Source organism: Fictibacillus nanhaiensis, assembly GCF_036213205.1.
Lineage (GTDB): Bacteria > Bacillota > Bacilli > Bacillales > Fictibacillaceae > Fictibacillus > Fictibacillus nanhaiensis_E.
The window spans coordinates 263571-290536 of the sequence record NZ_JARMFC010000001.1; the positions used below are offsets into that span (position 1 = coordinate 263571).

30 protein-coding genes are annotated in these 26966 nt (G+C 38.5%); 9 read left to right on the forward strand and 21 right to left on the reverse strand.

Annotation, left to right across the window (positions count from 1 at the left end; translation table 11 throughout):
• The first annotated feature begins 12 nt into the window (after window positions 1-12).
• Window positions 13-363: a hypothetical protein gene (locus P4V41_RS01285; RefSeq protein WP_328083055.1), complete on the forward strand. Its 351-nt coding sequence runs from the start codon at window positions 13-15 to the stop codon at window positions 361-363.
• Between the two features lie 85 nt (window positions 364-448).
• Here P4V41_RS01285 and P4V41_RS01290 read toward each other — a convergent pair whose 3' ends face one another.
• Window positions 449-709 (reverse strand): hypothetical protein, encoded by a 261-nt coding sequence (locus P4V41_RS01290; RefSeq protein ID WP_328083056.1) that lies wholly within the window; start codon window positions 707-709, stop codon window positions 449-451.
• A 172-nt stretch (window positions 710-881) separates the two neighbouring features.
• Here P4V41_RS01290 and P4V41_RS01295 point away from each other — a divergent pair, with 172 nt between their 5' ends.
• From P4V41_RS01295 to P4V41_RS01305, 3 genes are all read left to right on the forward strand, one after another.
• Window positions 882-1313, forward strand: coding sequence for a hypothetical protein (locus tag P4V41_RS01295; RefSeq protein ID WP_328083057.1), 432 nt, complete (start codon window positions 882-884; stop codon window positions 1311-1313).
• Window positions 1313-2935: an anti-sigma-I factor RsgI family protein gene (locus P4V41_RS01300; protein WP_328083058.1), complete on the forward strand. Its 1623-nt coding sequence runs from the start codon at window positions 1313-1315 to the stop codon at window positions 2933-2935. The genes P4V41_RS01295 and P4V41_RS01300 overlap by 1 nt, the downstream gene beginning before the upstream one ends.
• 100 nt (window positions 2936-3035) lie before the next feature.
• Window positions 3036-3803, forward strand: a complete 768-nt coding sequence (locus P4V41_RS01305; protein ID WP_328083059.1) for a potassium channel family protein — start codon at window positions 3036-3038, stop codon at window positions 3801-3803.
• Between the two features lie 33 nt (window positions 3804-3836).
• Here the strand turns inward: P4V41_RS01305 and P4V41_RS01310 are convergent, their stop codons facing one another.
• The 3 genes from P4V41_RS01310 to P4V41_RS01320 form a co-directional block, all read right to left on the reverse strand.
• Window positions 3837-4241 carry a YugN-like family protein gene (locus tag P4V41_RS01310; protein WP_328083060.1) on the reverse strand — a complete coding sequence of 135 codons (405 nt, stop codon included), beginning with the start codon at window positions 4239-4241 and terminating at the stop codon, window positions 3837-3839.
• Between the two features lie 118 nt (window positions 4242-4359).
• On the reverse strand, window positions 4360-5709 hold the full coding sequence (locus P4V41_RS01315) for a glucose-6-phosphate isomerase (RefSeq protein WP_328083061.1): 1350 nt from the start codon (window positions 5707-5709) through the stop codon (window positions 4360-4362).
• Between the two features lie 173 nt (window positions 5710-5882).
• Window positions 5883-7046 (reverse strand): iron-containing alcohol dehydrogenase, encoded by a 1164-nt coding sequence (locus P4V41_RS01320; protein WP_328083062.1) that lies wholly within the window; start codon window positions 7044-7046, stop codon window positions 5883-5885.
• A gap of 195 nt (window positions 7047-7241) precedes the next feature.
• On the opposite strand from P4V41_RS01320, the gene P4V41_RS01325 reads away from it, so the two are divergent.
• Complete coding sequence (locus P4V41_RS01325; protein ID WP_328083063.1) at window positions 7242-7478, forward strand: DUF378 domain-containing protein; 237 nt, start codon at window positions 7242-7244, stop codon at window positions 7476-7478.
• 41 nt (window positions 7479-7519) lie between these two features.
• Here the strand turns inward: P4V41_RS01325 and yugI are convergent, their stop codons facing one another.
• The 4 genes from yugI to P4V41_RS01345 form a co-directional block, all read right to left on the reverse strand.
• On the reverse strand, window positions 7520-7939 hold the full coding sequence (gene yugI, locus P4V41_RS01330) for a S1 domain-containing post-transcriptional regulator GSP13 (RefSeq protein ID WP_066397183.1): 420 nt from the start codon (window positions 7937-7939) through the stop codon (window positions 7520-7522).
• Between the two features lie 80 nt (window positions 7940-8019).
• Window positions 8020-9936, reverse strand: coding sequence for an asparagine synthase (glutamine-hydrolyzing) (gene asnB / locus P4V41_RS01335; RefSeq protein WP_328083064.1), 1917 nt, complete (start codon window positions 9934-9936; stop codon window positions 8020-8022).
• A gap of 229 nt (window positions 9937-10165) precedes the next feature.
• Window positions 10166-11548 carry a class II fumarate hydratase gene (locus P4V41_RS01340; protein ID WP_328083065.1) on the reverse strand — a complete coding sequence of 461 codons (1383 nt, stop codon included), beginning with the start codon at window positions 11546-11548 and terminating at the stop codon, window positions 10166-10168.
• Window positions 11549-12014: 466 nt separating this feature from the next.
• On the reverse strand, window positions 12015-12170 hold the full coding sequence (locus tag P4V41_RS01345) for a sporulation protein YjcZ (protein WP_197131979.1): 156 nt from the start codon (window positions 12168-12170) through the stop codon (window positions 12015-12017).
• Window positions 12171-12711: 541 nt separating this feature from the next.
• Here P4V41_RS01345 and P4V41_RS01350 point away from each other — a divergent pair.
• Complete coding sequence (locus P4V41_RS01350; RefSeq protein WP_328083066.1) at window positions 12712-13596, forward strand: alpha/beta hydrolase; 885 nt, start codon at window positions 12712-12714, stop codon at window positions 13594-13596.
• Between the two features lie 49 nt (window positions 13597-13645).
• On the opposite strand, the gene P4V41_RS01355 is transcribed toward P4V41_RS01350, so the two are convergent.
• The 4 genes from P4V41_RS01355 to kynU form a co-directional block, all read right to left on the reverse strand.
• The gene (locus P4V41_RS01355) at window positions 13646-14776 is read right to left on the reverse strand and encodes a conserved virulence factor C family protein (RefSeq protein WP_328083067.1); all 1131 of its coding nucleotides are present in this window, start codon (window positions 14774-14776) and stop codon (window positions 13646-13648) included.
• Between the two features lie 6 nt (window positions 14777-14782).
• Window positions 14783-15085, reverse strand: coding sequence for a hypothetical protein (locus P4V41_RS01360; protein ID WP_328083068.1), 303 nt, complete (start codon window positions 15083-15085; stop codon window positions 14783-14785).
• 146 nt (window positions 15086-15231) lie between these two features.
• On the reverse strand, window positions 15232-15858 hold the full coding sequence (gene kynB, locus P4V41_RS01365) for an arylformamidase (protein ID WP_328083069.1): 627 nt from the start codon (window positions 15856-15858) through the stop codon (window positions 15232-15234).
• Between the two features lie 12 nt (window positions 15859-15870).
• Window positions 15871-17142 (reverse strand): kynureninase, encoded by a 1272-nt coding sequence (gene kynU, locus P4V41_RS01370; RefSeq protein ID WP_328083070.1) that lies wholly within the window; start codon window positions 17140-17142, stop codon window positions 15871-15873.
• A 103-nt stretch (window positions 17143-17245) separates the two neighbouring features.
• Here kynU and P4V41_RS01375 point away from each other — a divergent pair, with 103 nt between their 5' ends.
• Window positions 17246-18415 (forward strand): CapA family protein, encoded by a 1170-nt coding sequence (locus P4V41_RS01375; RefSeq protein WP_328083071.1) that lies wholly within the window; start codon window positions 17246-17248, stop codon window positions 18413-18415.
• Window positions 18416-18463: 48 nt separating this feature from the next.
• On the opposite strand, the gene P4V41_RS01380 is transcribed toward P4V41_RS01375, so the two are convergent.
• From P4V41_RS01380 to P4V41_RS01395, 4 genes are all read right to left on the reverse strand, one after another.
• Entirely contained in the window at window positions 18464-18613 is a 150-nt protein-coding gene (locus tag P4V41_RS01380; protein WP_328083072.1) for a hypothetical protein, read from the reverse strand.
• 122 nt (window positions 18614-18735) lie between these two features.
• Window positions 18736-20055 carry a Na+/H+ antiporter family protein gene (locus tag P4V41_RS01385; RefSeq protein ID WP_328083074.1) on the reverse strand — a complete coding sequence of 440 codons (1320 nt, stop codon included), beginning with the start codon at window positions 20053-20055 and terminating at the stop codon, window positions 18736-18738.
• Window positions 20056-20205: 150 nt separating this feature from the next.
• Window positions 20206-21693, reverse strand: coding sequence for a leucyl aminopeptidase (locus P4V41_RS01390; protein WP_328083075.1), 1488 nt, complete (start codon window positions 21691-21693; stop codon window positions 20206-20208).
• Window positions 21694-21774: 81 nt separating this feature from the next.
• Window positions 21775-22152 (reverse strand): DUF309 domain-containing protein, encoded by a 378-nt coding sequence (locus tag P4V41_RS01395; RefSeq protein ID WP_328083076.1) that lies wholly within the window; start codon window positions 22150-22152, stop codon window positions 21775-21777.
• 115 nt (window positions 22153-22267) lie between these two features.
• Here P4V41_RS01395 and P4V41_RS01400 point away from each other — a divergent pair, with 115 nt between their 5' ends.
• Entirely contained in the window at window positions 22268-22750 is a 483-nt protein-coding gene (locus P4V41_RS01400; protein ID WP_328083077.1) for a divergent PAP2 family protein, read from the forward strand.
• 13 nt (window positions 22751-22763) lie between these two features.
• Window positions 22764-23594 carry a cobalamin-binding protein gene (locus tag P4V41_RS01405; protein ID WP_328083078.1) on the forward strand — a complete coding sequence of 277 codons (831 nt, stop codon included), beginning with the start codon at window positions 22764-22766 and terminating at the stop codon, window positions 23592-23594.
• 14 nt (window positions 23595-23608) lie between these two features.
• On the opposite strand, the gene P4V41_RS01410 is transcribed toward P4V41_RS01405, so the two are convergent.
• The 5 genes from P4V41_RS01410 to P4V41_RS01430 form a co-directional block, all read right to left on the reverse strand.
• The gene (locus P4V41_RS01410; protein WP_328083461.1) at window positions 23609-24283 is read right to left on the reverse strand and encodes a 3D domain-containing protein; all 675 of its coding nucleotides are present in this window, start codon (window positions 24281-24283) and stop codon (window positions 23609-23611) included.
• 118 nt (window positions 24284-24401) lie between these two features.
• Window positions 24402-24725, reverse strand: coding sequence for a YuiB family protein (locus tag P4V41_RS01415; RefSeq protein WP_328083079.1), 324 nt, complete (start codon window positions 24723-24725; stop codon window positions 24402-24404).
• A gap of 81 nt (window positions 24726-24806) precedes the next feature.
• Window positions 24807-24938: a YuiA family protein gene (locus P4V41_RS01420; protein WP_171005383.1), complete on the reverse strand. Its 132-nt coding sequence runs from the start codon at window positions 24936-24938 to the stop codon at window positions 24807-24809.
• Window positions 24939-25189: 251 nt separating this feature from the next.
• Window positions 25190-25672 carry an NUDIX hydrolase gene (locus tag P4V41_RS01425; RefSeq protein ID WP_328083080.1) on the reverse strand — a complete coding sequence of 161 codons (483 nt, stop codon included), beginning with the start codon at window positions 25670-25672 and terminating at the stop codon, window positions 25190-25192.
• Window positions 25673-25751: 79 nt separating this feature from the next.
• The gene (locus P4V41_RS01430; protein ID WP_066397232.1) at window positions 25752-26951 is read right to left on the reverse strand and encodes an NAD(P)/FAD-dependent oxidoreductase; all 1200 of its coding nucleotides are present in this window, start codon (window positions 26949-26951) and stop codon (window positions 25752-25754) included.
• Between the last annotated feature and the right edge of the window lie 15 nt (window positions 26952-26966).

Consider the following 26966-nt stretch of genomic DNA (forward strand, 5'->3'; position numbering starts at 1 on the left):
AGGAGGTCTCCTATGATCGTATTCACCTTACTCTGCATGTTTGCTTTCTATCTTCTAACGATACACGATTCTAAGAAGTTGAAACAAGTAATCTGGCCCTCATACGGAATGATAGGCATCGTGAGTATGATCAGCTTACTCTCATTAACACCTGATTCAGTGACTTATGAATATTGGGTAAGATTGTTCTTTCTCGTCTTAACCATACCTGTGTTGATTCTAGTTGTTCGTAGAGTGTGGCAGCTCAGTTCTGAAACGACGAGATGGATCCAATACACAGTTTCTGTTCCTATCTCTATTCTGTTTATCCTCACACTCTGGTTTTGTTGGAACATGTTTCCGATTTTCTTGTATGTTTTATAAGATGAACCAAAACAACCGCCTTCAGTTGCTTTCTGAAGGCGGTTGTTTTGGTTCGAAGTGTCCTCTTTAGATGGACAAAATAGCGCTATTTGTCTTTGTCGGGGGTCTGTCCCCCTTGCATGAACGACAGCACTTCCTTGACGATCGTGTTTATCTTTTGGTCGATAAATTGACCTCCAAAGCTTTCTTTTGCTTGCCTGATTGCGACAATTACCTCTTCATCATATTGAATGAGCTCTTCATCATCTTCTGCTTCATTGTATAAATCAATCATGCTGTCTAATCCCTCTTGCATGCGGTCTATAGCTTCACTATATTTTTCTCGATCTTCCTTATTATATTTCAAGCTTCATCACCCATTCACAGCTTTTCCATCTATTCGTGCTATCAAACTTCGTAAACATTTACTCTTGTGACTTTTTTCCCTATTTTTTCATAGGAAAGTATACTATAATAATTTGGTTATTATTATCTTGAAATATATAATTTTACATATTTTTCGGAAGGAGGGGGAACATTTGATCCGCCGTTGGTTTACGAAAAAAAATAAATCATTGCAGCCTGTGTTTGAAACACCGTCTTCAAATTCATCGTTGAGTCTATGTACGAATACCACGGATGAACCAGATCCTGTAAAAGAAATATCGCATTTTAAGATGCGCTTAAAAGAATATGGAATAGAGTTTAGTCACTTAGTCTCCAGTACTCCTAAGGATTTAGAAAACAGACAGCAAGCCATAAAAGTTGCTGAAGAAATCTCGAAAGATCCTGAGATGCGGACTTACTTTCTAACGTGGAAACGGTTGCCCCTTCTTCACAATGAAAGTACACAGCATCAAAAGTACACCATGAAAAAACAGCGAGAATACATAACCGCTCTTACCCTTATCTTTATAGAAAACTATCAAGTGTTGCTGCAATATGTTCCTGGCACGGGAGGAAAACACTAATGAACAAAGCGATTATTGTAGAAGTTAACAAACGCCATGTCATCGTTCTTGCTGAAGGCGGAGAATTCAAAAAGATTAAAAATACCAATGCAGCCTATATGGTCGGCCAAGAAATTCGTCTTCCAGTAAGGCAAGAGAACAAAAAGTCTATTTTCTCTATTTTCGTAAACTGGAAAACAGGAACTGCTGTAGCACTGGCAATCTTTCTCTTGTTCTTTCAGGTACTCGCACCAGTATCAGGACCTGGGGCTTATGCATATGTCGGCATAAACATGGATCCTAGTCTTGAATTAAAGATTGATGAAGAAATGAGAGTACTTGATATCTTGGCTTATAATCAGCAAGGAAACATGGTTCTTGATCAGTTAGACAATTGGGAGAATGAAAACATTGACCATGTAACTGATCTTATTTTTGAGACGTGTGAAGACCTTGGCTATCTAAAGGCAAAGGAAGAAGTTTTAATTACTACAACATTATCAGAAGAAATACCTGCAGATAAAGAAGTAGAAATCAAACAAAAAGTTAACAAAGTAATGACTGAAAAAGCTAAACAGAAATCGATTGACATGACAACTGTCGTGATGAGTTCTAAGGAACGCGAGCAATCTAAAAAGATGAAAATGTCACCTGGTCACTATGCCATTTATAAAGCAGCTAAGAAGTCTGGTATGAAAATTACAAAGAACGAGATTTCAAATCTTACAATAGAAGAGATTTCCGAAAAAGTGGGTCCTATAAAAGAGCTCTTAAAAAAGGATCTTGAAGCAGTTGATGCTTCTGGAGATAAAAAAGAAGATCTTGTATACGAACCACCTCTACCTATCTTAGATACAAAAGATTCGAGTAACGAGGTAACGATTGAGAAGGAAGTAATACCTGTTCAAGAAAAAGTACAAGAACCTCAGAAAAAGAAAACGTTCGAATTACCTGTCAGTCATGCTGAAATACCTACTGCTCCAAAAAAGGAAGAGAAGCCAGCTGAAAAACCGGTTAAGAATGAGCAAGAAAAACATGTAAATACTCCTTCTACCTCTAGCGGTGAGCAGGATAAGAATACACACAAGGCACCAACGAAGAGTACGCCTGTCATCATAGCACCGAAGGAAGAAAAAACAAAACAGGAAGTATCAAAAGAGGAAAAGCCTAAACCAGAACTACCAAAAGAAAACATTCCAAAAGAAGCACCGAAGGAAGATACTCCGAAGGAAGAAAAGCCTAAAGAAGAGGCTCCTAAAGAAGAAGCACCTAAAGAAGAAACACCTAAAGAGGAAACACCTAAAGAAGAAACACCTAAAGAAGAAACACCTAAAGAGGAAACACCTAAAGAGGAAACACCTAAAGAACACTGGATATATATTGAAATTATTATTGATGGTATCGTTATAGAAGTGCGCATTAAAGTAACATCCCATGTTACCGATGCTGAGTTAAAACAAAAAGCATTAGCCACTTATCATCAAAATGCTTCAAAAGAACATTCATGTCTTACACCAACTTCAGCATCCATACAAGAAGTTGAACAAACTAAAGCTGCTGAAGAGTTACAACAGACAACAGAAAATGAAGTCGTATCAGATTCATCAATTGAAGAACCACCACCTTTAGAAGAGGCATCATAACCGGCAAACCCCAGACTAACTTTAGTCATGGGGTTTTTGTTTTCGATCGGTATAGACACCTAACTTTTATGGCAATAGTGATAATAGGAGGAGTGTTTGTATGCGGTCTATTTATTATGCTTATCTAAGAATGCCGATGCTCATTCGACTTGCCATTATCCTTTTTAGCATTTTATTTTCAAGCGCTATTTTAGCTCACTTCTTTGAAACAAAAACATTTCCAACAATCTTTGAAGGATTTTATTGGGCCGTAATTACGGCTGGCACAGTTGGATATGGCGATTTCACTCCTGAATCAACTAAAGTAAGGGTACTAGCTATTTTCCTTGTGTTCATTGGCGCGTCTTTTTTTGCCTTTTTGACGGTTCATTTGGCAAGTTCAGTTGTTAAAAGAGAAAATCGTTTTATAGAGGGGAAAAATATGTATAAAAATAAGGATCATTTCATTATAGTCGGCTGGAACGAAAGAGCTAGACATACGATTCAAGCTCTTAAAGATCAACTGAAGTCAAACCATATTGTTTTAATCGACGAGTCTTTAAAAGAAAACCCATTATACGTTGAAGGCATTCATTTTATCCATGCTAAGCCTAGCGAAGATCGTACTTGGATAATGGCTCATATTCAACAAGCTCATACCATCTTAATTACAGCTGATGCAAACTTAAAGGAATTAGAGGCTGATACGAATACGATTCTTTCTATTCTTACAGCAAGAGGATTGAATCCCACAGTATCTATTCATGCAGAAGTATTAACAACAGAGCAAACAGCAAACGCAACACGTGCTGGTGCAGACCATATTATACACACTTCAAACCTTGCTTCAAACGCAATGGTTTCTAGCCTTGCAAATGAGATTGTATAAGAAAAACAGATAGCCGATATTGACTATCTGTTTTTAATTTAATATAGTAGTTTCTACTTTTTTCACTAAACCTTTGGCGATACCAATCCATTTTTGATCAACTGTTGCATCAGGGTCTTGTGGTTCTGAAAACTGATTAAAGCTTCCTGAGATATTACCAGTCTCGGCATTGTCGTCGAGCCCTACCTGATATTTGTGAGCCAACAAAAAGGGTTCGCCAAATTGAATAGTCGTATCTTTTTTATCTAATTGGCCATCAATAGCTTGAAAAGGAATTCTTAAAAACGTATACCCTACTTCATCATCCAGTTTATAATCAAAATATCCGTGATCGTAATCCCAGTTCCCACCGTAAGAAAAGCCCATCCCTTTCAACACATCTTCAGCTTCATTTAATGCACAACACTCATTTTCAAGCGTACTTTTTATTGGTTTCATCAAAGTCACCCCTTCATGATCTATTTCTTAGCGTATCCAATTAAACAAGAGATTATTTGAACTTTATTTTATAAAAGAAGCCTGACTCAACGATTGATTGAGTCAGGCTATTAAGTGATTATAGACGCTTTTCTAATTCTTCTTTTTCTTTTTCAAATCCAGGTTTACCTAGTAGAGCAAACATATTCTTCTTGTATGCTTCTACTCCCGGTTGATCGAATGGATTAACACCTAACAAGTAGCCACTCACCGCACACGCTTTTTCAAAGAAATAGACCATATATCCAAAATGATAAGGTGTCATTTCAGGAATACTTACTACTAAGTTTGGAACTCCACCATCTGTATGAGCAAGCATAGTTCCTTGGAATGCTTTCTTGTTAACAAAGTCCATTGTCTGACCAGCTAAGAAATTCAGTTTATCCAAATTCTGATCATCTTCTTCGATCGTGATTTCTTCTCGTGCTTGATCTACGTATAGCACGGTTTCAAAAAGATCACGACGACCTTCTTGCACGTATTGCCCCATTGAGTGAAGATCTGTAGTAAAGTCAACTGACGCTGGGTAGATGCCTTTGTAGTCTTTTCCTTCACTTTCTCCGTAAAGTTGCTTCCACCACTCGGAAACATAGTGAAGACCCGGCTCGTAGTTTACCATTAGTTCGATGGTTTTTCCTTTATTATAAAGAGCATTACGAACAGCAGCATATTGATAAGCTTCGTTCTCTGCAAGGTTAGGGTTGTTGAAATCAGCTGCAGCTTCTTTCGCTCCGTTCATCATCTCTTCAATGTTCACGCCACTTACTGCAATCGGTAATAAACCAACAGCAGTCAGCACTGAATATCGTCCACCTACATCATCAGGGATGATAAAGGATTCATAGCCCTCTTCGTTCGCTAAAGTTTTCAGTGCACCTTGAGCTTTGTCAGTAGTTGCATAAATACGTTTACGAGCCTCATCTTTTCCGTACTTTTCTTCTAAGAACTTTCTAAAGATACGGAACGCAATCGCTGGTTCAGTCGTTGTCCCAGATTTAGAAATCACATTTACAGATACATCTTTATCTTTTAATACATCAAAAAGTTCTTTAACATATGTGGATGAAATGTTCTGTCCAGCAAAGAATACTTGCGGTGTCTTGCGGTCTTCTTTTGCTAAAAGGTTATAAAATGAATGATTTAACATTTCGATCGCTGCACGTGCTCCTAAGTATGAGCCACCGATTCCAACAACAATCAGTACATCAGAATCACTTTTAATTTTTTCAGCACTTTTTACGATTCGGCTAAATTCTTCACGATCGTAGTTTTCAGGAAGGTCAACCCAGCCAAGAAAGTCATTTCCTGCACCAGTTTTTTCATGAATCGCTTCATGAGCCGTTTTTACCGCGCCTGTAAGATAATCTACTTCATGCTGACCAATAAAAGAAAGGGCCTTGCTATAATCAAAACTAAGTTTCTTTGTCATATGTAAGCCTCCTAGAACATCATTATTCTTTCACTTTATACAAGTACAAGGACCAAATCAAGAAACCGGACAAATGTAATCGGTTTCTTTACAAAAGACGAAATATTCAAAAATCAGCCATATAAATAGAAGGATCAATTCCCCCTTTTTATATGGCTTACATTTCATATCATTTATAAAGACATTCTTAAAATGTTTAGTACATCTTCTTTATTCTGCTTCTTGAAGTTACCGAACTCACCTCTTGCCATCGCTTTATCTGCAATAAGATCAAGCTTTGAATCATCAATGTCATAATCTTTAAGAGCATTCGGAGCTCCGAGCGACGTCCAGAACGCAGAAAGACGGTCAATTCCTTCAAGAGCCACTTCTTTATCCGACTTGCCTTCTGTTTCAACGTTAAATACTCGAACTGCCAACTGCTTAAAGCGAGCTACATTCGTATCCACATTATGTCTCATCCAGTTAGGGAAAAGAATAGCTAAGCCGCCAGCATGTGGAATATCATAAATTGCTGAAACAGCATGTTCAATGTTATGACTTCCCCAATCACCTCGAACACCCATTTGTAGTGTACCGTTTAGGGCCATCGTTCCGTTATAGAGGATTGTTTCACGCAACTCATAGTTCTCAAGATCATCTAAAAGCTTAGGTGCAGTTTCCATTACTGTTAGTAGAATAGATTCAGCAAAGCGATCTTGTAGTGGTGTGTTTGTAGCGTTATGGAAATATTGTTCAAATACGTGGGACATCATATCTACAATTCCATAAATCGTTTGATCTTTAGGTACTGAGAACGTATAAGTAGGGTCTAAAATTGAAAATTTAGGGAAAACAAGTGGGCTTCCCCAACCATATTTCTCTTGCGTTTCCCAGTTCGTGATAACAGAACCTGAATTCATTTCAGATCCAGTCGCTGCTAACGTAAGAACTGTTCCAAACGGAAGTGCTTCTTCTACTTGAGCTTTTAGAGTAATGATATCCCAAACATCTCCATCATACTTTGCCCCAGCTGCAATTGCCTTTGTGCAGTCAATAACACTTCCGCCACCAACGGCTAATAAAACATCGATGCCTTTTTCTTTGCAAATTTCTACGCCTTTTCGAACAGTAGATACTCTAGGGTTCGGTTCCACACCTGAAAGCTCACTAACATCTGCATCCATCTTGTTTAGTTCATTCATGACTTCATCGAACAAACCGTTTCGTTTTATGCTTCCTCCACCATATACAACAAGGACTTTCTTTCCGAATTTCCCTAGTTCGTCCTTTAAAGTTTGAATTTGATTTTTCCCAAATACTAATCGAGTTGGATTGTAATATATATATTCGTTCATCGATATCTCTCCTTCTTACATGGTTAATCCGAATTATGTGGGACATAAAATGTAATGTAAAGTAATTAGCTTACCGAATACTAGCATGTGTTTTATTGAATCGTTTCATGCCAGTGATTAAGGGAATGAATAAATATAGGCATTTAATGTAAACCTAAAAAAGCACTTCTATTTTAAAAATGAGGAGGGAATTACATGAGTGGATTACAGCGTTTCGCACTTGCGTTAGTTATCATTGGAGCCATCAACTGGGGTTTAATCGGTTTCTTTCAGTTTGATCTAGTTGCTGCTATTTTTGGAGGTCAAGATGCCTTTCTTGCCCGCATCGTTTATGGTCTAGTAGGTCTTTCTGGTCTTTACTGTTTAACACTATTGTTTAAACCTTCCGAAGAACTTAGCCGAGAAGGTCATACAGAACATAGTCGGGTATAATTTGGATATAAAAAAAACCTCTCGATCGAGAGGTTTTTTTATTACTTTTTAAGGCGCTTGTTTAGTTGAGCTTGACGATCTGTAGACTCTTTCAACCAATCTTTAAGTTTAGCTTCAAGAGTGTTGAAACCTTTGTTAGCGTCTTGATTGTTTGTGTTGCTCTTTTTGTTATTATTGTTGAATCCACCTGGGCGGCGTTCTTTTTTAGGTGCAGGAGCTGGAGCTTCCTGTGTTTGTCGGATGGACAGTGAAATCTTCTTGCTGTCTTCGTCAACAGAAAGAACCTTTACTGACACAACGTCACCAACACTCAATGCATCGTTAATATCTTTAACGAAACCATGTGAAACTTCAGAGATGTGTACAAGACCTTGTACATTATCATTTAATGCAACGAACGCACCAAAAGGCTTAATGCCTGTAACTTTACCTTCAACAATGCTACCTACTTCAAAATTCATGAAAACACTCCTAACTATTTTTTAACCTGTTAAGTATAACATAACTAAATCATACAAGCAAAACTAATAAAGAGTGTGTTCTAACGACTTGATACCATCATTTCTTGAATTTGATCTTGTTTTGGCGAGAGGTCTTCACCAAAGTGATACGTTTTTTCAATATTTATTTGATGCCATAACATAAACATGAGCACGGTCCATATTTTTCTGCTGTAATCGCCTTTGCCATCACGGTGCCCGTCTAACAGATTTAAAACCACATCTTTAACAAGATATTGTTCTGTTTGGCTCGTTTGAATGAGTTGTTTAGCCCAATCATACATCTCATTTTTTAACCAATGACGGATTGGAACAGGGAATCCTAATTTACGGCGATGCAGCACAGAATCAGGAACGATTCCGTTCATCGCTTCCCTTAGTGCATATTTTGTTGTTCCATTCGTTACTGTAAGACTTGGATGCAATTTGGAAGCAACATCAAATACTTCTTTATCAAGGAAAGGCACCCTTAATTCTAGCGAATGAGCCATCGTCATCTTATCAGCTTTAACAAGAATATCGCCTCTCATCCAAGTATGCAGATCAATGTATTGCATTTTATGAACATCATGAAAAGCTCTCGCTCCATCATACAATGGCTTAGTTACATTTTTGTAGTTGTAAGCAGGACGATATTCTTTTAAGAGCTTACTTTTTTCACTTTCTGAGAACATTTTTGCATTACCAATATAACGTTCTTCAATTGTCATACTTCCTCGCTGTAGAAAACTTTTACCTTTAACACCTTCAGGCAATACGCTCGCAATGGCAGCTAGACCCTTCGCAACACCTTTTGGTAATGAAGAAAGATGTCTTAAAGAGTGTGGCTCATGATAGATGTTGTATCCTCCAAATAACTCATCCGCACCTTCTCCAGAAAGAACTACCGTCACGTGCTTTGCTGCTTCACGAGCGACAAAATACAGGGGAACAGCAGCTGGATCTGCTACTGGATCATCCATATGCCAAATGATTCTTGGAAGCTCTTTAATAAATTCTTCAGGTTTAACTAAATAGTGGATATTTTCAACATTTAATGCAGCTGCAGTTTGAACAGCTACATCAATCTCACTAAATCCTTCTCTTTCAAATCCGACTGTAAACGTCTTTAGAGATGGATGCAGTTCACTAGCTAAAGCAACAATTGCACTTGAATCTATTCCTCCGGATAGGAAAGCACCAACTGGAACATCAGAACGCATATGAACACTTACTGAATCGCGCATAACAGAGCGAATTTCCTTCTTCGCTTCTTCAAGTGACATATTACTTGGTTTAAAACTAGGCTTCCAATACGATTGAATAGAAATGGGTCTACCCGCTTTTTTCACAAAATAATGACCCGGTTCGAGCTTTTTGATCCCCTTTGTTAAGGTCATTGGCTCTGGTACAAATTGATACGTCAAATAATGGTGAAGGGCTTCAGCATCTACTTCTTGCTTCTCTTTAATAACGTTAATACTTTTCTTTTCAGAAGCACAGTAAAGTCCCTCATCATCCTCAAGATAGAAAAAAGGTTTGATACCGAAACGGTCTCTTGCTCCATAAAGTTCTCTCTTATCTTTATCCCAGATTAAAAAGCCAAACATTCCTCGAAGTTCAGTAAAAGCTTTTTCTCTTCTCTCGCTGAATAGAGCAAGAATAACTTCGGTATCTGAATGTGTTTTAAATACATAACCTTTTTCTTCCAGATCTTTTCTTATTTCAACATAATTATATATTTCTCCGTTAAAGATAATCCAATATCGGTCATCTTCGTATGAGAGTGGTTGTTTACCACTTTCAATATCAATGATGCTTAGACGGCGAAAACCGAAGCGTACATACTGATCTACAAAATGACCACTATCATCCGGACCTCTATGAGTAATGATGTTTGTCATATTGATTAATTGTTCAGTTTCTGTTTGTTCTACCGTCTCAGGCGTGTTTAGCATATATCCAATAAAACCGCACATTTTCAAGTTCCTCCCCAAAAAACAGTTCAAATGTCCACTTTTCATTTATTAAACCAAGTTAACTAATTGGTTTTCCAGAATATTATTTTTTTCCCTTTATATGTGAATGAACTCCTCTATTATACCTCTGTAAATTCCAATCTTCACTAATTATTTGTTAATAATATGAAAAACAAGAAATCTGTACTATATTTGTCGAGAAAAGCGATTTAAAAGTTACAACATAACTTTAAATCATTGAATTTGGATCCAAGATTCTGTCAGCTTCTTCACTAGTTAAGATTTTTTTTGTAACCAGCACTTCCTTTAATGTCTTACCTGTCTCAAAGCTTGTTTTTGCTACAGCTGCTGCTTTTTCATATCCAATATGAGGATTTAGTGCTGTTACGAGTGACAGACTCTGCTGTAACCAATTTTGTATATTCGCTTCATTTGCTTTGATATCTTTTAAACATTTTTCTGTGAATATAGTGATACCATTGCTCAAGATTGTGATAGATTGGAGTACATTAAAACCGATCACAGGCATCATTGCATTAATCTCTAACTGACTTCCGATTGCAGCAGTAGATACACATGCATCATTGCCTATTACTTGGGAACAGATCATATACATATTTTCTAATATGACCGGGTTGATCTTGCCTGGCATGATCGATGATCCTGGCTGTACAGCTGGCAGCATGATCTCAGCAAAACCTGTTCTTGGACCACTGCTTAACAGTCTGAGGTCACTCGATATCTTTATTAGGTGGAGAGCTAATTCTTTTAAGTGGCCGCTTACTCGAATCGCTGCATTCGTATTCTGCATAAATGAATATGTATTGTTACTCTGTGTAAACGGTAACTTCGTTTTTTGTGCTATCTGATTTATGGCGAGTTGTGCATATTCAGGATGAGCGTTTATTCCTGTTCCTACAGCATTGCCACCTAATCCTAGAGCATATAAATAACTCTCTGAATGTTCTAAAGCATCCTTTACAGATTCTAGGGTGCCTCTGTAACCTTTGAATTCACTGCCTAATCGTATAGGCACAGCATCTTGTAAATGGGTTCTGCCTGCTTTAATTATCTCGTGAAACTCTATTTCCTTTTCCTTCAAGACTTGAATCAGGCGATAAAGAGCAGGATAAAGGGTTGCTTGAAGTTCAGATGCAACTGAAATTTGTATAGCTGTCGGAATCGTATCATTGGTGGATTGTGACATATTTACATCATCATTAGGGTGAACACGTGAATAATCACCTTTCTCCCCGCCTAATATTTCAGCAGCACGTGAAGCCAAAACCTCATTCATGTTCATATTTTGAGAAGTGCCAGCTCCTGCTTGATAGGCATCTACAACAAATTGATCTTTCAAGATTCCGTTAACTACTTCATCAGCTGCCGAAATAATGGCATTCGCTTTTTCTTGACTCAACGCCTTACATTCTCTATTAGCGAATGCTGCGCTAGCTTTAATGATGGCTTGTGCTTTTATAAAAGAAAACGGTAACCGAATACCGCTGATCGGAAAATTTTCTACCGCTCGTTGTGTCTGAGCTCCATAATATGCCTCTTTAGGGACCCTTACTTCTCCCAACGTATCTTTGGCAATTCGAAATTTATCCAAAATCTCTACCTCCTTCAGTATCTTTATTACTTGTATCCCCTTCTAAAAAAAGATGTAACCCTTTTCCAAAAACACCTTTACTATGTAATTAATTTTTGCAAACAAAAAAACCGCCATGTTAGACGGTTTTTGTTTTGTGCAGTGAAACGACCACAGCAGGTTCTTTTTTTATAAACTTATGCTCAGTTCTAAATCCTGCTTTCTTCTGTTTCAGAAAGGTCTTTTCCGATATTGGACGGGGCCTTGACCAGGAAAGGGAGTCAAGATTTTTCCAGTTATCATGTGTAATGATTTCACTTTTGTAATAATAACAGTTACCGCTTACGTATTCTTCACATATATAGCGGACTGTTTGTCGACTATGCATAACATCTCTCCATTTTTTTCTTTCATTATCCCCGCATAACTGTTCATCCATACTTAAGCAAAAAAAGGCCTGAAGACCCTACCTCCAAGCCTTAATCTGTTAGTCTCTGGTGTTCCACCACCACCAGCCACCAAATATCAAGATGAGAATAAATACTATAATTATTACAGCCCAGATCCAACCGTAACCATAGCCGCCATAACCGTAAGCTCCATAAGCATACGGGGTATAGTAAGGATAATATGGAAATGCCATCCTGCTACCTCCTCTTATTTCTTTATGCGTTCTTACTCCTTATTAAAATATGTACGAAGTGGGTAAAGAGGAATAGAGGCAAACGCACATATTTTGGCTTTCCATTACTTTTTTTAAGTTTTAAAAGGCTGTTTTGGATGTTTTCTTTTTCTCTTTCTTCTATGCAAGTTGATTGGAGCGTAAGGTTTCCGACTCCTATGGGTCGAGCGGTCAGGTGAGACCCTTAAAGGCGCAAAGCGGCAGTCCGAAAAGTGGAAGTGTCATTTAGCCCCGACAAGCAAACCTAGGAAGGCGTACTTTGCCTTCTTGACCGTTTAACTTTTGACCTCGAAGGGCTAGTCACTGCAACTAGACAGGAGGCTCACCGATCGCCCCATGGAAAGCGTGCAACCTGGAGCGGAAATCAACTGCATCAATGTAACTTTATACGGATACAAAATTTTTTAGGAAGTAAAAAAAAGAGGAAATAATTTCTCGTTGTATCTTGTGGGTCGATTGGTGAAACTACTCATAGAATTCTGCGGACGGAGGTAAGGCATTCATGGCTCTTAATGAAAAGCACAATTATTATCCAGGATATCGAATTAATGTTAACAATGTTCAAATATATTATGAATACTTTGATCATGAAGACCCAAATGCAAAAGTGGTAGTTCTCGTGCATGGATTTTTATCTTCAACAGTAAGTTTTAGAAAATTGCTTCCACAGTTAACTAAGTCGTATAAAGTCGTGTCTATTGATCTTCCTGGGTTCGGACAAAGTGAAAAATCGACAAAGTTCATCTACAAGCTTTCTAACTATGGACAATTGATTATAGATTTCTTAGACGCTTTAAACATTCGAAACGCCATTCTAATCGGACATTCGATGGGCGGCCAAATCTCTATGCATGCAGCAAAGTTGTCTCCAGACCGAATTGAAAAGTTAATTCTTCTTGGCTGTTGTTCATATGTAAAAAGAGCAAGCCGTTCTTTAATCGCATGTTCTTACCTACCGTTGTTTACTTGGGGAATGCGCAATTGGATTAAAAGAAAAGATGTAAAAGAAAATTTACTTTCTGTCTTACATGACTCAAAGCTGGTAACGGAAGAGATGATTGAAAGTTATAAGAAACCCATTAGCGAAGTAGCATTCATCCATTCCTTAATCAGATTACTACGCCAACGAGAAGGAGATATGTGCTCACAGGACTTAAATCAGGTTCAACAGCCCGTATTGATGTTATGGGGAAAAGAGGATAAAGTGATGCCTGTTAAAACAGGTTTTCGTTTAAAACGTGATCTTCCTAGCGCTGAACTTATCGTTTACGAAAAATGTGGACATCTGTTGATGGAAGAAAAGCCGCAAGAAATATGCAGTGAAATCACACGTTTTATTGAGCAAGGAATCACTCAAAGTACTGAATTTCAAAAAGAAACATCTTGATCAAATAGTAAAAGAGGTTGGCCCATGTCCTCATTGGCCAACCTCTTTCTTATTGTTCGCGACTCTTTGTCATCTGTTGCCACACTGTACCAGCTGCTTCTTCACCGCTTTGAATTCGCTCAATTGCAATTTTTACTTGTAGTGACACTTCAAACTCAGGATCATCCTGAGCCGCTTTTAAAGCAGGAAGTGCTGTCTCATCACCAACTTCAAATAAGAAGCGCGCTGCTCTCCATCTTACTAGTTTATTTTTATCAGATAATGCATCACACATTACAGGGATTGCTTTTGCATTACCTAAATCAGATAAAGCATCACCAGCTGTGCGTCTTACAGAAACATTCTTATCCTCGAGAGCTAAGTATAGAAGAGGTAACACAGCTTCATCCTCAATCATGCCTAAATAGACGACTGCCAAGCGTCTAATAGAAGGTTTTTCATCTTTAAGAGCCTGTTTCAGTACCATAACATCATCAATGGATGGGTTTATTCTTTCTAATGCGGCATAGCGCGTCTGCCAATCTGAGTCGAGAAGTTTTCTCGCTACTTCTGAAGTGGTAAGTGTTTCTACTTCAACTTGTTGTTCTGTGTTTGAGCCATATGCTTGTTTTACTAATTGGTCTAATCGCTCTTGAGGATATACGGCTAATAGCTCTTCGGCTACTTCACTACCTACTTGTTCAAATGTACCATAGCGTACTCCTTGTTCTTCCCATTGTCTTTCCATAACAAGGTTATCAGAAGAATCTTGAGCCTCTAGTGCAGCTTTAGCAAATCGCTCAGCTAGTCCTACTCGTCTTTCTTCCTGTTCGGTTTTAAGTTTGATCTGCATAGGAAGTCCTCTGAACATTTGAACAAGAACCGTAATTTCTTTTATCTCATCTTCTTGCTGAGCTTGCTGATCAGATGTATCCAGCTCTTCTTCTTGACCAAAAACGGATCTAACTCCCGCGAGTACATCTTCCCATTTTGCACGAGGGTTTCGTTCTAGTGCAATGAAGTCTGCAACATGATAAATACTTTTAACCCCGTCCACTTTAAGGATCTCCTGAATAAATTCTGGAGCATTCTCAGCTTCATCTTTCTTATAGTTGTAACGTTCAGATCCCGGTAGAGTTTCTGTTAGATTAATCTTCATTGAATTTGGACTTGGAGTTGGTTCAATACCAGTAATTTTCATTTTCACTCACTCCTCATTTTCGTGTTTCAAATCTATGTGTAGCAGATATTCGTTGATCTGTTCTTTTTCCTTATCCGTGAACTTATATTCACAATCAACACCCTCATCGTGAGCAATGATTTCTTGCAGCTCACCATTTCCATCATAGACAACTAACGCACTCGGCTCATTGAGTCCTTCAGGCAAAATCTCAAGATTATCTATCTCAAAAGAAACATATACATTTGTCCATTGGCCTACCTGCACCACATCATGCCCAGTAAAATGTAAAATTCCTTCAAAATAATTAGTAAATCCATATTTGTACATAGCTGTCCTCCAAGTAGTATCTCTCATCTATTATAAGGAACAATAGGTAAAATCTCAAAAAAGCAGGTTTTACTGCGAAACCTTCATCTTTTATTAACACAAAAGAAAAAACAAACACGAAATGATGTGTTTGTTCATATGGAATGTTATTCTGCTAGTTCTCTAAGAACGGCTCTCACAGGACTTCCATCAGCCTCGTCAAACGAAAGCGGAAGAGCGATCAGCTCATATTCTCCTTCAGGTACATCATCTAAAATAATGCCTTCTAATATATGAATGTTGTGCTCATAAAGAGCATGATGTGCTCCTAACTCCTTGCTATCTAGTGGATCAACGGATGGCATATCTACACCCACCAAGCCGACTCCACACTCGCTCAACCATTTAACTGCTTCAGGTAATAGGGGCACGATCTGTTTAGGAAATACGGATCTATCTTTCCAGCATTTTGTTTTGAACAGAACTCTTTTCGTACCAGCTTGTATTTTATCTTTTAGAAGCTCAGCAGTTATCTCTTTCATATCCGTCACTTCAATAACTATTGCTCGCCCAACATATAATTCGAGGTTCAAACCTCCGACTCTTTCGCCGCTACTCGTGAAGTGATAAGGTGCATCAATATGTGTACCGGTATGTGTGCTCATCTCCACTTTTCCAACGTTTACAGAACCAGAATCTTCTTTTGTCCAAGCAAGATCGAAATGATACGGTGTATCCCCTGGCCAACCCGGTACTCCGTTGTAAAGCGGCATGGATATATCAAATAGTTTCAAATCTGCCACTCCCTATGCAATAACTTCTCTTTTATTTTCATACTTCTCATATTCACGATTCTTCATGATCTTGCTTAAGATTTGGACTGCTTCAAATACATCCCGATAAGAATTATACAGAGCAACAGGAGCTAAACGAATAATGTTAGGTGCTCTAAAATCTGGAACGATGCCATTGTCTTTTAATGCCTTGCAAATTCTCGCAGAATCATTGTGCATAAGAGCAACATGCCCGCCTCTTCTTTTATCGTCCAGTGGATTTACAATTGTAAACTCGTTTTGGAGCTCTTGATTCAACATGTCCATGAGCAGAGTCGTTAACTTTAAAGATTTCGTACGAATGCGATCGATCTTGGCTTCTTCAAAAATAGATAACGACCCAATCAATGGAGCTGTGCTCAGCATATGCGGTGTTCCAATTTGATAACCGCCGGCAGAATTCTCTGCATCAAAGTGGTGGTCCATATCAAACTGCGTTTCTTTTTTGCTGCCAAACCAACCGGATAACCCAGGCGTTTTCGTGAAATGATTTTTATTAACGTACAATCCTCCGACTCCACCAGGACCTGCATTTACATATTTGTAATTGCACCAAAATGCAAAATCAACGCCCCATTTGCTAAGTTCGTGAGGAAGAGCTCCGATCGAGTGACAAAGATCGAATCCGATTGGTATATTTCTTTTGTGTGCTTCACGCGTTAAACGTTCTATATCTAATAATTGTCCGCTTCTATATAGAACAGAAGGAAGTAGAATAAGGGCTACATCCTCTGTCATCCTATCAATGATATCTTGTTCATCAAGCGTTAATCCATTCTTGCTTCCAACTTGAATCAAATCGGTGTCAGGATTTAGCCCCTTCAATTTCAACTGACTTTGTAAGCCATAGATATCAGACGGGAAAGTGAGTTCATCTGCTAATATCTTCGTTCTCCCCTCTTTCGGTTCAAAAAAAGTAGCTACCAATTGATGAAGGTTTACGGTAGTTGAACCTGTTACGATTACTTCTTTTTCTTCAGCTCCAACTAGTAAAGAGAGTTTTTCAGCAAGTTTTTCACTTAACGTAAACCAGGGGTATTTTCCACCCATCCATCCGTCGATTCCATGCTCTTTCCAGTCATTTAATACATCTAGCAAGGATTGTTCTGCACGTTTAGATAGAAGACCTAGTGAGTTTCCATCTAGATAGATCGATTCATCTTTTGTATAGAACTCTTTTTTAAAAGAAGCCAGTTCATCATTTTGGTCCATAAGGTCTACCGTTTGCGCTGTGATTTGTCTCATTTTGTACTTTCCTCCCGAATGCAAGAATTGGAACCGTTTTCAATACCGAGTAATTTGACATATACATATCCCCACTTCTTCCATTATGATAGACAGAAAGGGGGTGTTACCACTGAAACGTATTTGGTGGTTCACAGGAATTGTAGTCGTATTCTTTTCGACAATCGCATTTATATATATGTATAATAACGCAGATTTACAAACGGTAGAAGAAAAAAAGATACCGAAACAAGAAAATACATCTCAGCCAAAAGAAATAAAGACAGAGCCGATTTCTCAAGAGCCTGAAGAAAAAACAACGGATCTCACACTTGCTGCAGTTGGTGACATCTTGATTCATGATACGGTCTATAATAAAGCGAAAACTGCAAAAGGCTATGACTTTAATCGCAACTTCACCTCAGTAAAATCATATTTAACCGAGCCTGATATTACGATTGCTAACCAAGAAACAATGATCGGTGGTACACAGCTTGGTCTATCGTCCTATCCCTCGTTCAATTCACCACATGAAGTAGGTGATGCTTTAAAAGCAAACGGTGTTGATCTCGTTACATTAGCAAATAACCATACACTTGACCGTGGAGAAAAAGCTATCGTAAGTGCCTTGAACTATTGGAATCAAATAGATGTGATGTACACCGGTTCATATTTAACAGACAAAGACAGACAAAATATTAGACTGATCAAAAGAAATGACATTACGTTATCCTTTTTGAGTTATACATACGGAACGAACGGAATTCCTGTACCTACAGGCAAGAATCATCTTGTCAATCTGATTGAAGTAGAGCGGATCAAGCGCGACATTAAAGAAGCTAGAAAGTTATCTGATGTTAATGTTGTTTCTCTTCATTTCGGAAACGAGTATGAGAGGATGCCGAATGAGTTTCAAAAAAATATCGTGAAAGTAGTAACCGAAGCAGGCGGAGACATCATCATCGGGCACCACCCACATGTTCTGCAACCTGTAAAATGGGAGACCGCAAGTGACGGATCAAAAACGTTCGTCGCTTATTCTCTCGGTAATTTCTTATCTGGTCAGAGACGAGAATATAAAGACATCGGTGGGGTCGTACAGCTGAAAGTAACGAAACGGCAAAAAGGATCGGAAAAAACCATCGAATTATCAGAACCGAAATTTCTGCCAACCTATGTAGACCGACCTTTTGTAATTCACCCGATGAAAGACTTACCTGCAATGAAAAAATCTTACGAAGAAATAAAAACACATATGAAGCAGTGGGTTCCCGAACTTACTTTTTTTGAATAATCGTGTATAAAAAAGCTGACTCCTACATTTTTAGGAGTCAGCTTATTTTTATTTTCCTTTTGATCTTGGGCTTTGGGTATCTCTTTTTGGTAATTCATCACTAAACTTTTCATCAGAGAATTCTACGCTTGTCATGCTTTCTGTTGGTGTTGAGTTGTTTTTCGCTGCTGCATCCCAAGAGTGTTTACGTTTTGTCATGGTTTTTCCCTCCTTGGTTTTAGCATGTGTATTTATGTTGAAAAATAGCATGTGATGAACCGATAAATTTTTGATAAAAACAAAAAACCGCACAAGGCGGTTTTTTAGTGATAACAAACTTTTTATAATACCATTGCAGCAATAAATCCAAATCCGATTAAAGGGATATTGTAATGCAAAAATGTCGGTACACACGTATCCCAGATGTGATTATGCTGATTATCAACATTCAGACCAGATGTAGGACCAAGTGTACTATCAGAAGCAGGAGAGCCTGCATCACCTAAAGCAGCGGCTGTACCGATTAAGGCGATCGTCGCCATAACACTTAATCCTAGTTCTCCAGCTAGTGGTACAAAAATGGTTGTAATGATCGGAATCGTTGAAAACGAAGAGCCGATTCCCATCGTTACAAGCAATCCGATAACTAGCATTAACAAAACGCCGAGAGCAGTTGAGTTTCCGATTAATTCTGCACTATCTTTAACCAATGTTTCAACTTCCCCTGTCTCTCGCATCACTGCGGCAAAACCTGCAGCAGAGATCATAACAAATCCAATATACGACATCATTTTCATACCTTCAGTTAATATCGCATCTGAAGCATTCAATTTTAACTGACCGCTAAAATACAGAACAATGATCCCTGATAATGCTCCGAAGATCATTGAGTCTGTTTGTAGTTGTACAAACAATGTAGCCACAATCGCTAAAACAGCTACTGTGATCGAACGAGCAGTATAAGATTCATCATCACTCTTAGTCATTCCGGTCGTTCTATCTTCATATTGTCGTGGTTTACGATACGTTATAAAGACAGCGATCAATAGACCAACAATCATTCCTAGGGATGGAATCGTCATCGCAGTAGGGATTTGATCCATCTTTACAGTCAGCCCACTATCTTTCATGTTCGTTTGAAGAATCTCATGAAAGATTCCTCCAAAGCCTACCGGGAACCACATGTACGGCGTGATCAAACCAAACGTAATTACAGTCGCAACTAATCTTCTATCAAGCTGCAATTCATTTAAAACGTGCAATAATGGCGGGATGAATATTGGAATGATCGCAATATGAACTGGAATTAAGTTTTGTGAGAATGAAGAAATCATAAGGATGATAAAAAGGATTAGTACTTTTGATAATGACTTCTTATTTGATTCCCCTTCTTTTCCGACCAAGACGATTGCTTTTTCAACCATCAGTTTTGGAAGCCCCGTACGAGATAACGCAACGGCAAAACTTCCTAATAACGCATAACTTAGTGCGATAACGGCATTCGATCCTAAGCCTTCAGTAAATACTGTTATGGTTTCTGTTAAACCCATTCCTGCTACAAATCCGCCAGCTAAGGCTCCGATTAACAAGGCTACAACAACATGTATACGTAAAAGGCTAAGTACTAGCATAACAGCTACCGCTAATACCACAGCATTCATTTCATTTCCTCCTCAAATAACTTTATTGCTTTATTTCGCTAAATCACTAATATGTTAAACCTTTAACAAAGTATCATGGATAAAGGGATTTTGTCAAACCCAAAATAAAAAACTGGTTCTCATTGATGAGAACCAGTTTTTATTTAACTATTATGCTTTAAAGTTTCTTACGAAGTTAACAAGTGTTCGAACCATAACACCTGTCGCTCCTTTTGGACCTAACTCTGTAGATTTGCCGGAATAGGCGGTACCTGCTATATCTAAGTGTACCCAAGGTGTATTTTCAGCGAACTCACCTACAAACAATCCACCTGTAATGGCATGACCAAGTCTGCCTGTTGAGTTGTTAAGATCAGCAACATCGCTTGTTTTTAACATATCTTTAAATGGCTGAAAACTTGGAAGTAGCCATAATAATTCTGCTTCATCAGCTGCCGATTGCTTAATATGTTCATAAAAGCCTTCACTGTTCGTTAGAGCACCTGTTGTACAATCTCCTAGTGCAACGACCACTCCGCCAGTTAAAGTCGCAACGTCAACAATATACTTTGCTCCTTGTTCCTTTGCATACGTAATCGCATCAGCTAGTATGAGACGTCCTTCTGCATCCGTATTTCGAACTTCAATTGTCTTTCCACTCAGTGAAGTGATCACATCTCCTGGCTTCATAGCCTCTCCATTGATCAAGTTCTCTGAAGATGGAATCACAAACATAATGTTAATCTCAGGCTTCAGTCGGCCGATCGCCTCCATCGCTCCTAATACCGCTGCACTTCCTCCCATATCACTTTTCATCTCATGCATGTTGAGAGCAGGTTTAATTGAATAACCTCCAGCATCAAATGTTAAGCCTTTTCCGACTAAGGCAACATATGAATCTTCCTTTTTACCACCTTGATATTTTACCGTGATCAATTTAGGAAGCTGCTCTGATCCTTTACTAACAGCGAGTATCGCTCCCATTCCCAGCTTCTCCATGTCTTCTTTTTCAAGGATCTCATATTCCATGCCATATTCAAGCGCCACATCAATGGCTTCTGCAGCAAGGTCTGTAGGTGTAAGAAGGTTCGCAGGTGTGTTCACAAGATCTCGCGCAAAGTTAATTCCCTTCGCATAAGCAAATCCGCTCGTCAGCCCAGCTTCTGCTCCATTGTTTTCCGTGTAAACAGTAATGGCTTCTAGCCGTTTTTGCGGTTCATTCGTTTTCTTCTTGTAGTCTTCAAATTTATAAACAGCGGTGCCCGCTGCTTCACTAAAAGCATGGGCAAGCTTTTCGATCGAAAGCTGATCCGTATGGAACGTATCCAGCAATATAGAGAATTGCGTTCTCTTTTCTTTTGTGATTTCTTGAACCGCTCTTCCAAACGTGCTTCTAGCCTTGTCATACGTATAATCTTCACGCTTTCCTAAACCAGCAAAATAGATCCTTTTCGTTCCTAGTTGACCTAACGTATTAAGCTTTTTAATGCTTTTTAGGCGATTTGATAAATCACCTTCTTTTATAAGATCCGTAATTGATCCGTTTAAGTTATTATCCATCTCTGCCATTACACCAGTGAGTTTTGGTTCTTGAAATAAACCGACCAGTAGGACTTCTTCTTGTTCGCTAGTGTTCCAGAGTTGTTTGATCGTAAACATGTTAAAGTTCCCCCTTATTCGTTATAAAGCTCTGCTTCTCATTATACTCTTTCTATTAGAATATTTCGAATTCACGTTGCTTTATTCTTCTAAATTTATATAAAGTTTTGGCAGGTCTGGCAGTTGAGCAACTGCTTCAAATTTTACCCTGTCAGGAAGGTTAGGTATGACTTCAAGACAATGATCAATAAACTTTAATACTCTCTCCACATCCAACTGCCAATATGATGGTCTATATGGAGTTAGATACTCTTTAGCAACCCTCATCATTTCTCTAGCCCCTTTAAGGTTTCCGTATTCATAATGATAGAGAGCTACAGTCATTTGTAGCAGCCCCTTGATGAACAAGTTACTGCGATCTGTAAGCCACACTGCTTCTAGCAGATCGTGTCCTGTGTAATAATCTCCATCGTTAAAAACAATAAAAAACTCGTAATATTCTTGAGGAAAATACTCCATTCTTGCTTCCTCCTTTTTTCGTTCAATGTGATGTAACGATTGAACTGAACCTAAATCGGGTAACAACTATCTAAAACAGCCATACTAAAATCACCATATTGAAAGGATCGTCCTCATGCCAGATATATTATTGAACTTTCCATTAATAGCAGCTTTACTTGGTGTATTTTCAGCACAATTCCTAAAAATACCTATACATTTTTATCATACTAGAAAAATTAGATGGGAGTTACTTATTAGTACGGGAGGAATGCCAAGTTCACATTCAGCATCTGTTACTTCCTTAGCAACAGCCGTTGGAGCCTTGCACGGTACAGGTTCAACTCTCTTCGCCATCGCCGCCATGTTTGCAATCATCGTCATGTACGATGCAAAAGGTATACGTTGGCATGCAGGAGAACAAGCAGCCGTATTGAATGACTTAGTAGAGGAATTCAGAAACCACGTGAGGGAATCAGAGAAATTTCAGGAAAAAAAGGTGGAAGAACAAAGGAAAGAATTAAAAGAACTTCTCGGACATCGTCCTAGTGAAGTATTCTTTGGTGGACTTCTTGGAATTCTTCAAACGTTATTTTTGGCATGGTTGTTTATATTATAGGAGGTTCTTCTCTTTGAGAATCATTTCAATTTGCCCAAGCAATACGGAACTGCTACATTTTTTAGGATTAACTTCAAAATTGGTCGGAGTCGACGACTTTTCAGATTGGCCAATTGAAATAGAGAAACTTCCAAGATTAGGTCCTGATTTATCGATTAACATGGATAAACTTCAATCTCTAGAACCTGATCTTGTACTAGCTAGTTTGAGTGTACCTGGAATGGAGAAAAACATAGAGGAATTAGAGCGTCGCAGTATTCCACATGTCGTTTATAATCCACAAAGTCTAACTGATATCCAAAATGATCTGCTCGATTTGGGTAAAAGAACAAATAATTTATCAGAAGCTAGGAAAGTATCTGAATGGATGGAAAATGAGATCATTCAATACGAGGCAATAAGCAACACCATAAAAAATAGAAAAAAAGTGTATTTTGAATGGTGGCCAAAACCCGTCTTTACACCTGGTAAAGTGAACTGGCTAACAGAAATCGCTTATCTAGCTGGCGGGGAAAACTCTTTTCGAGACGTGGAACTGGCAAGTGTTCAAACATCTTGGGAAGATGTTGTAAACCGTAAGCCAGATATTATAGGAATGGTTTGGGTCGGTGTAAAAACAGAAAAGATGCAGATTTCTCACATTAAGAAAAGAGAAGGGTGGGACCAATTAGAGGCTAGTGTCTGCACTAAAATTTTCAAGCTTGAAGAGGCTCTATTCTGCCGGCCATCACCGCGATTAATTATCGGAATGAAACGATTAGCTGCACTTGTTCATCCACATAACTACCCTGCATTCTTACCAGAAGAAGAGGAAATCTACATAAAGAAGCTTCAGGTCACTTAAACCTGAAGCTCTTATTATTTATATAAATATTGCTGCCTAAACACTTGCATGGACTTTGCTTCGTTTAGACTATTCAGTTCATCTTCTGTAATCTTTCCGTCTCCACGTTCGACAATATATACATCAATATTCTTCTTGCCCCACTTTTTATACACTTCGTCTACCGTATTGTAAAAAAGATCTAGTCTGTTTCCTTTTATGGCTGATCCTGTATCTGCCACTACTCCATAACCGTATCCTGGAACCCATAGAACAGTGCCGATCGGAAAGATTGAAGGATCTGCTGCAATGGTAGAATAGAGGTCTCTTCTCACCTTTAATCCTGATTTGGTGATTCCGTATGCAGGATGACTTTTCGTCTTACCCGTACTCTCATGACCAGCCGTATAGCCTGTTGCTGTCACTTTAACTGAAGGATATTGACTAAGATTTATCTCATCTTCAAGGGATCGGTGTTTCACCTCAGCAGATGAAATCATCACGTTAGGTTTATAGATCGTAGGCATAGTCTTTAGAGACGCTGTTAAAACACTTAGTGTAGTCTCAATAATCTTGTTGTCTGACTGTTTATTATCTAGCCAAGTTGCTAGATCATCTGCCTCTACACCAGAAATGGAACGAAATGTTGTAAATACTGCACATATAAATAGGATAACGATCGTGGTTCTCTTTACAATTTTTCTTAAAATCAACAAAAATTGTCCACTCCTCTCCTATCTATTCCTTCCCCGGTAGATTATTATGTATACCCGTTTGAAATAAAAAGGAAAAAAGTGCAAATAAAAAAAACCCTAAATGAGGGGCTTTTTAAAACATCTGATAGCCGCGTACTCGTAGCATCTTAATGGCAATTCCAGAAAGAACCGCACCGATCAATCCACAAGCAAGTATCGTTATATCTGATGCTGACAAATTCAAAAGATCACTTCCAAGTAACTGAAGACTCGTACCTGGCTTTGTAAAATACTCAAAAAACCGAATGTCATCTACTATCATAATGACGACTATTGGATATAGAATAACCATAAACCAAGTAGCACGTAAAAGCATGTTAAATAAGAAACCGATTCCAAAGAATAGAACCATAAACAGCAACATTGAAATAATGAATTGCGGCAATAGCAAATCCATGATGTAGACACCCCCATAATCCTTAGGTTAGTTTACTAAACGGGGGCATATACGTCAATCGTGTTTGAGAGCGTTACGGTTTTAAGCTCTTTTTTTCCCGCTTCCGCAGCATTCTACACACGTTTCAGATCCTCCAAGCAAGAGCTGAAAATAACCCTTTCCCTCACAGTATGGACATTGATCATGTTTTTTCTGAATCGCATGTTTTCTCATGTTGTAACACTCCCTCTTTTTTGTTTAAATTTTCAGATAATAATAACAAGGAAATGAGGGATTGAAAAATCGGTTTTAAAGCGAAATACCCCGATGTAAGCGTAACCATCACGAACATTCTTTAATTTTCAGAATATTTCGTACATTTTTGCTAGTACTGGTTTAAAAGTCAATCTAAAGAGCTTAACAAAACGACCAAAGCATTACATATGCCCTGATTGGAAATCTTTTTCTTTATGTATGTGCTATTTCTATCTACAATCCATCACCTTATAAGTCGTATAACCGAATACGTCTCCAGGATTGATTTTATCTTCTAAAAACTTTACTTTCTTATCCATAAAGTAATGGATCATTAATGAAGTATCTGGATCTGCGCTTAATTCTTCAGGTGCCATGAACGCAGCTGTTTCAATTTCACTTGAATGCTGTGAAAGATCTCCATGCTTTTTTTTCAATAAAAAGACAACCATATTATCGCTAATTGTCTCTTTAATCACACCTGAGCGGATACCAAGTAATGTACTAATCTCTCCAAGAATGCCTGTCTCTTCATAAACTTCTCGAACGGCGGCCTCATCAACCGTTTCTCCAGCATCAACAAAGCCAGCGGGAATAGACCATTTCCCCTTAAGCCCGCCATAATTCTTTTTCACGACAAGCCATTTTCCATCCTCATCGATCACTAGGCCAGCTGCCGCAAGCCAAACGTTTCCCCTGTTTTTTTTCGTCATCCGCACGCTCGCCCTTTCTCAACGTAATAAAAAAAAGAACAGAAGCTTTACGCTTCTGTTCTTAGTTTACCACTATCCATTAAAACAGTTTTAATTTTCCTTTTTTAATAACCATCGGTACCCCACCTAGTAAGAACAGGTAGCGGTTATCGATTACTTTTTTCATTGCAGATGCAGTTGCACCAAATAACTTCTTGTTTCCTACTTTACCAATCGCTTCACCTTTACCAAGGGATGCAACTGTACCTTTAATATCAGGCTTAAATTCCTCAAGCTTGCCACCGTTCATCAATGCCTTGATGTTACGGCCAATTGTGTAAGCTTGTTGAATAGCGATTTGAGCTGTTGGAGGATAAGGACGGTTCGCTTCCTCATCGATGATAAGTGCACAATCTCCAGCAACGAAAATATAATCAAATCCAGGCATGCGAAGGTCTTTGTCAACTTTCACACGTCCGCGCATTGTTTCGAATCCAGCTTCTTCAACTAAGTGGTTACCGCGAACTCCACCAGTCCAAACGATTGTAGCTGCTTTGATCTCTTCACCATTTGCAAGAATTACACCATCTTCATTACACTCTTTGATCGGTGTGCTTACAAGGAATTCAACGCCACGACGTTCTAAGTTATTGATTGCATACTCAACTAGCTCTTCATCAAATCCTGGAAGTACTGTTGGAGCAGCTTCAATATTTACGATACGAACTTTTTCACGAGGAATATCATACTCACGGCAAAGTTCAGGAACACGGTCAGCCAGTTCCCCAACGAATTCAATTCCTGTAAATCCTGCTCCACCTACTACGATTGTAATAAGTTCATCAGGTTGTCCTTCGTTGTTGTAACGAGCGAATGAATAGTCGATATGCTCGCGAATTTTACGAACAGAGTTGATGCTGCGAATGCTGAATGCATTCTCTTTAAGGCCTTGGATACCGAAAGTTTCTGGGTCAGAACCAAGAGCAATAATTAAGTAGTCGTATGTTAATTCTTGATTATCTAAAATAACAAGCTTTTCATCTTTTTTGATTTCTTTAACCGTATCTTGAACAAAGTTTACTTTGTTCATGTCGATAATGTTATCGATCATGATACGTGTTTTGTCATGATGTAATGTTCCCGCTGCGTTCTCATGAAGCCACGTCGTTTGGTAATGATAGTTGTGCTTGTTTACTAACGTGATCTCAGCTTCGTCTGAACCTAGCTCTTTTTGTAAACGGACAGCTGACATGATTCCACCGTAGCCCCCGCCTAATATTAGAATTTTTGGCTTACTCATTTAAATTCACTTCCA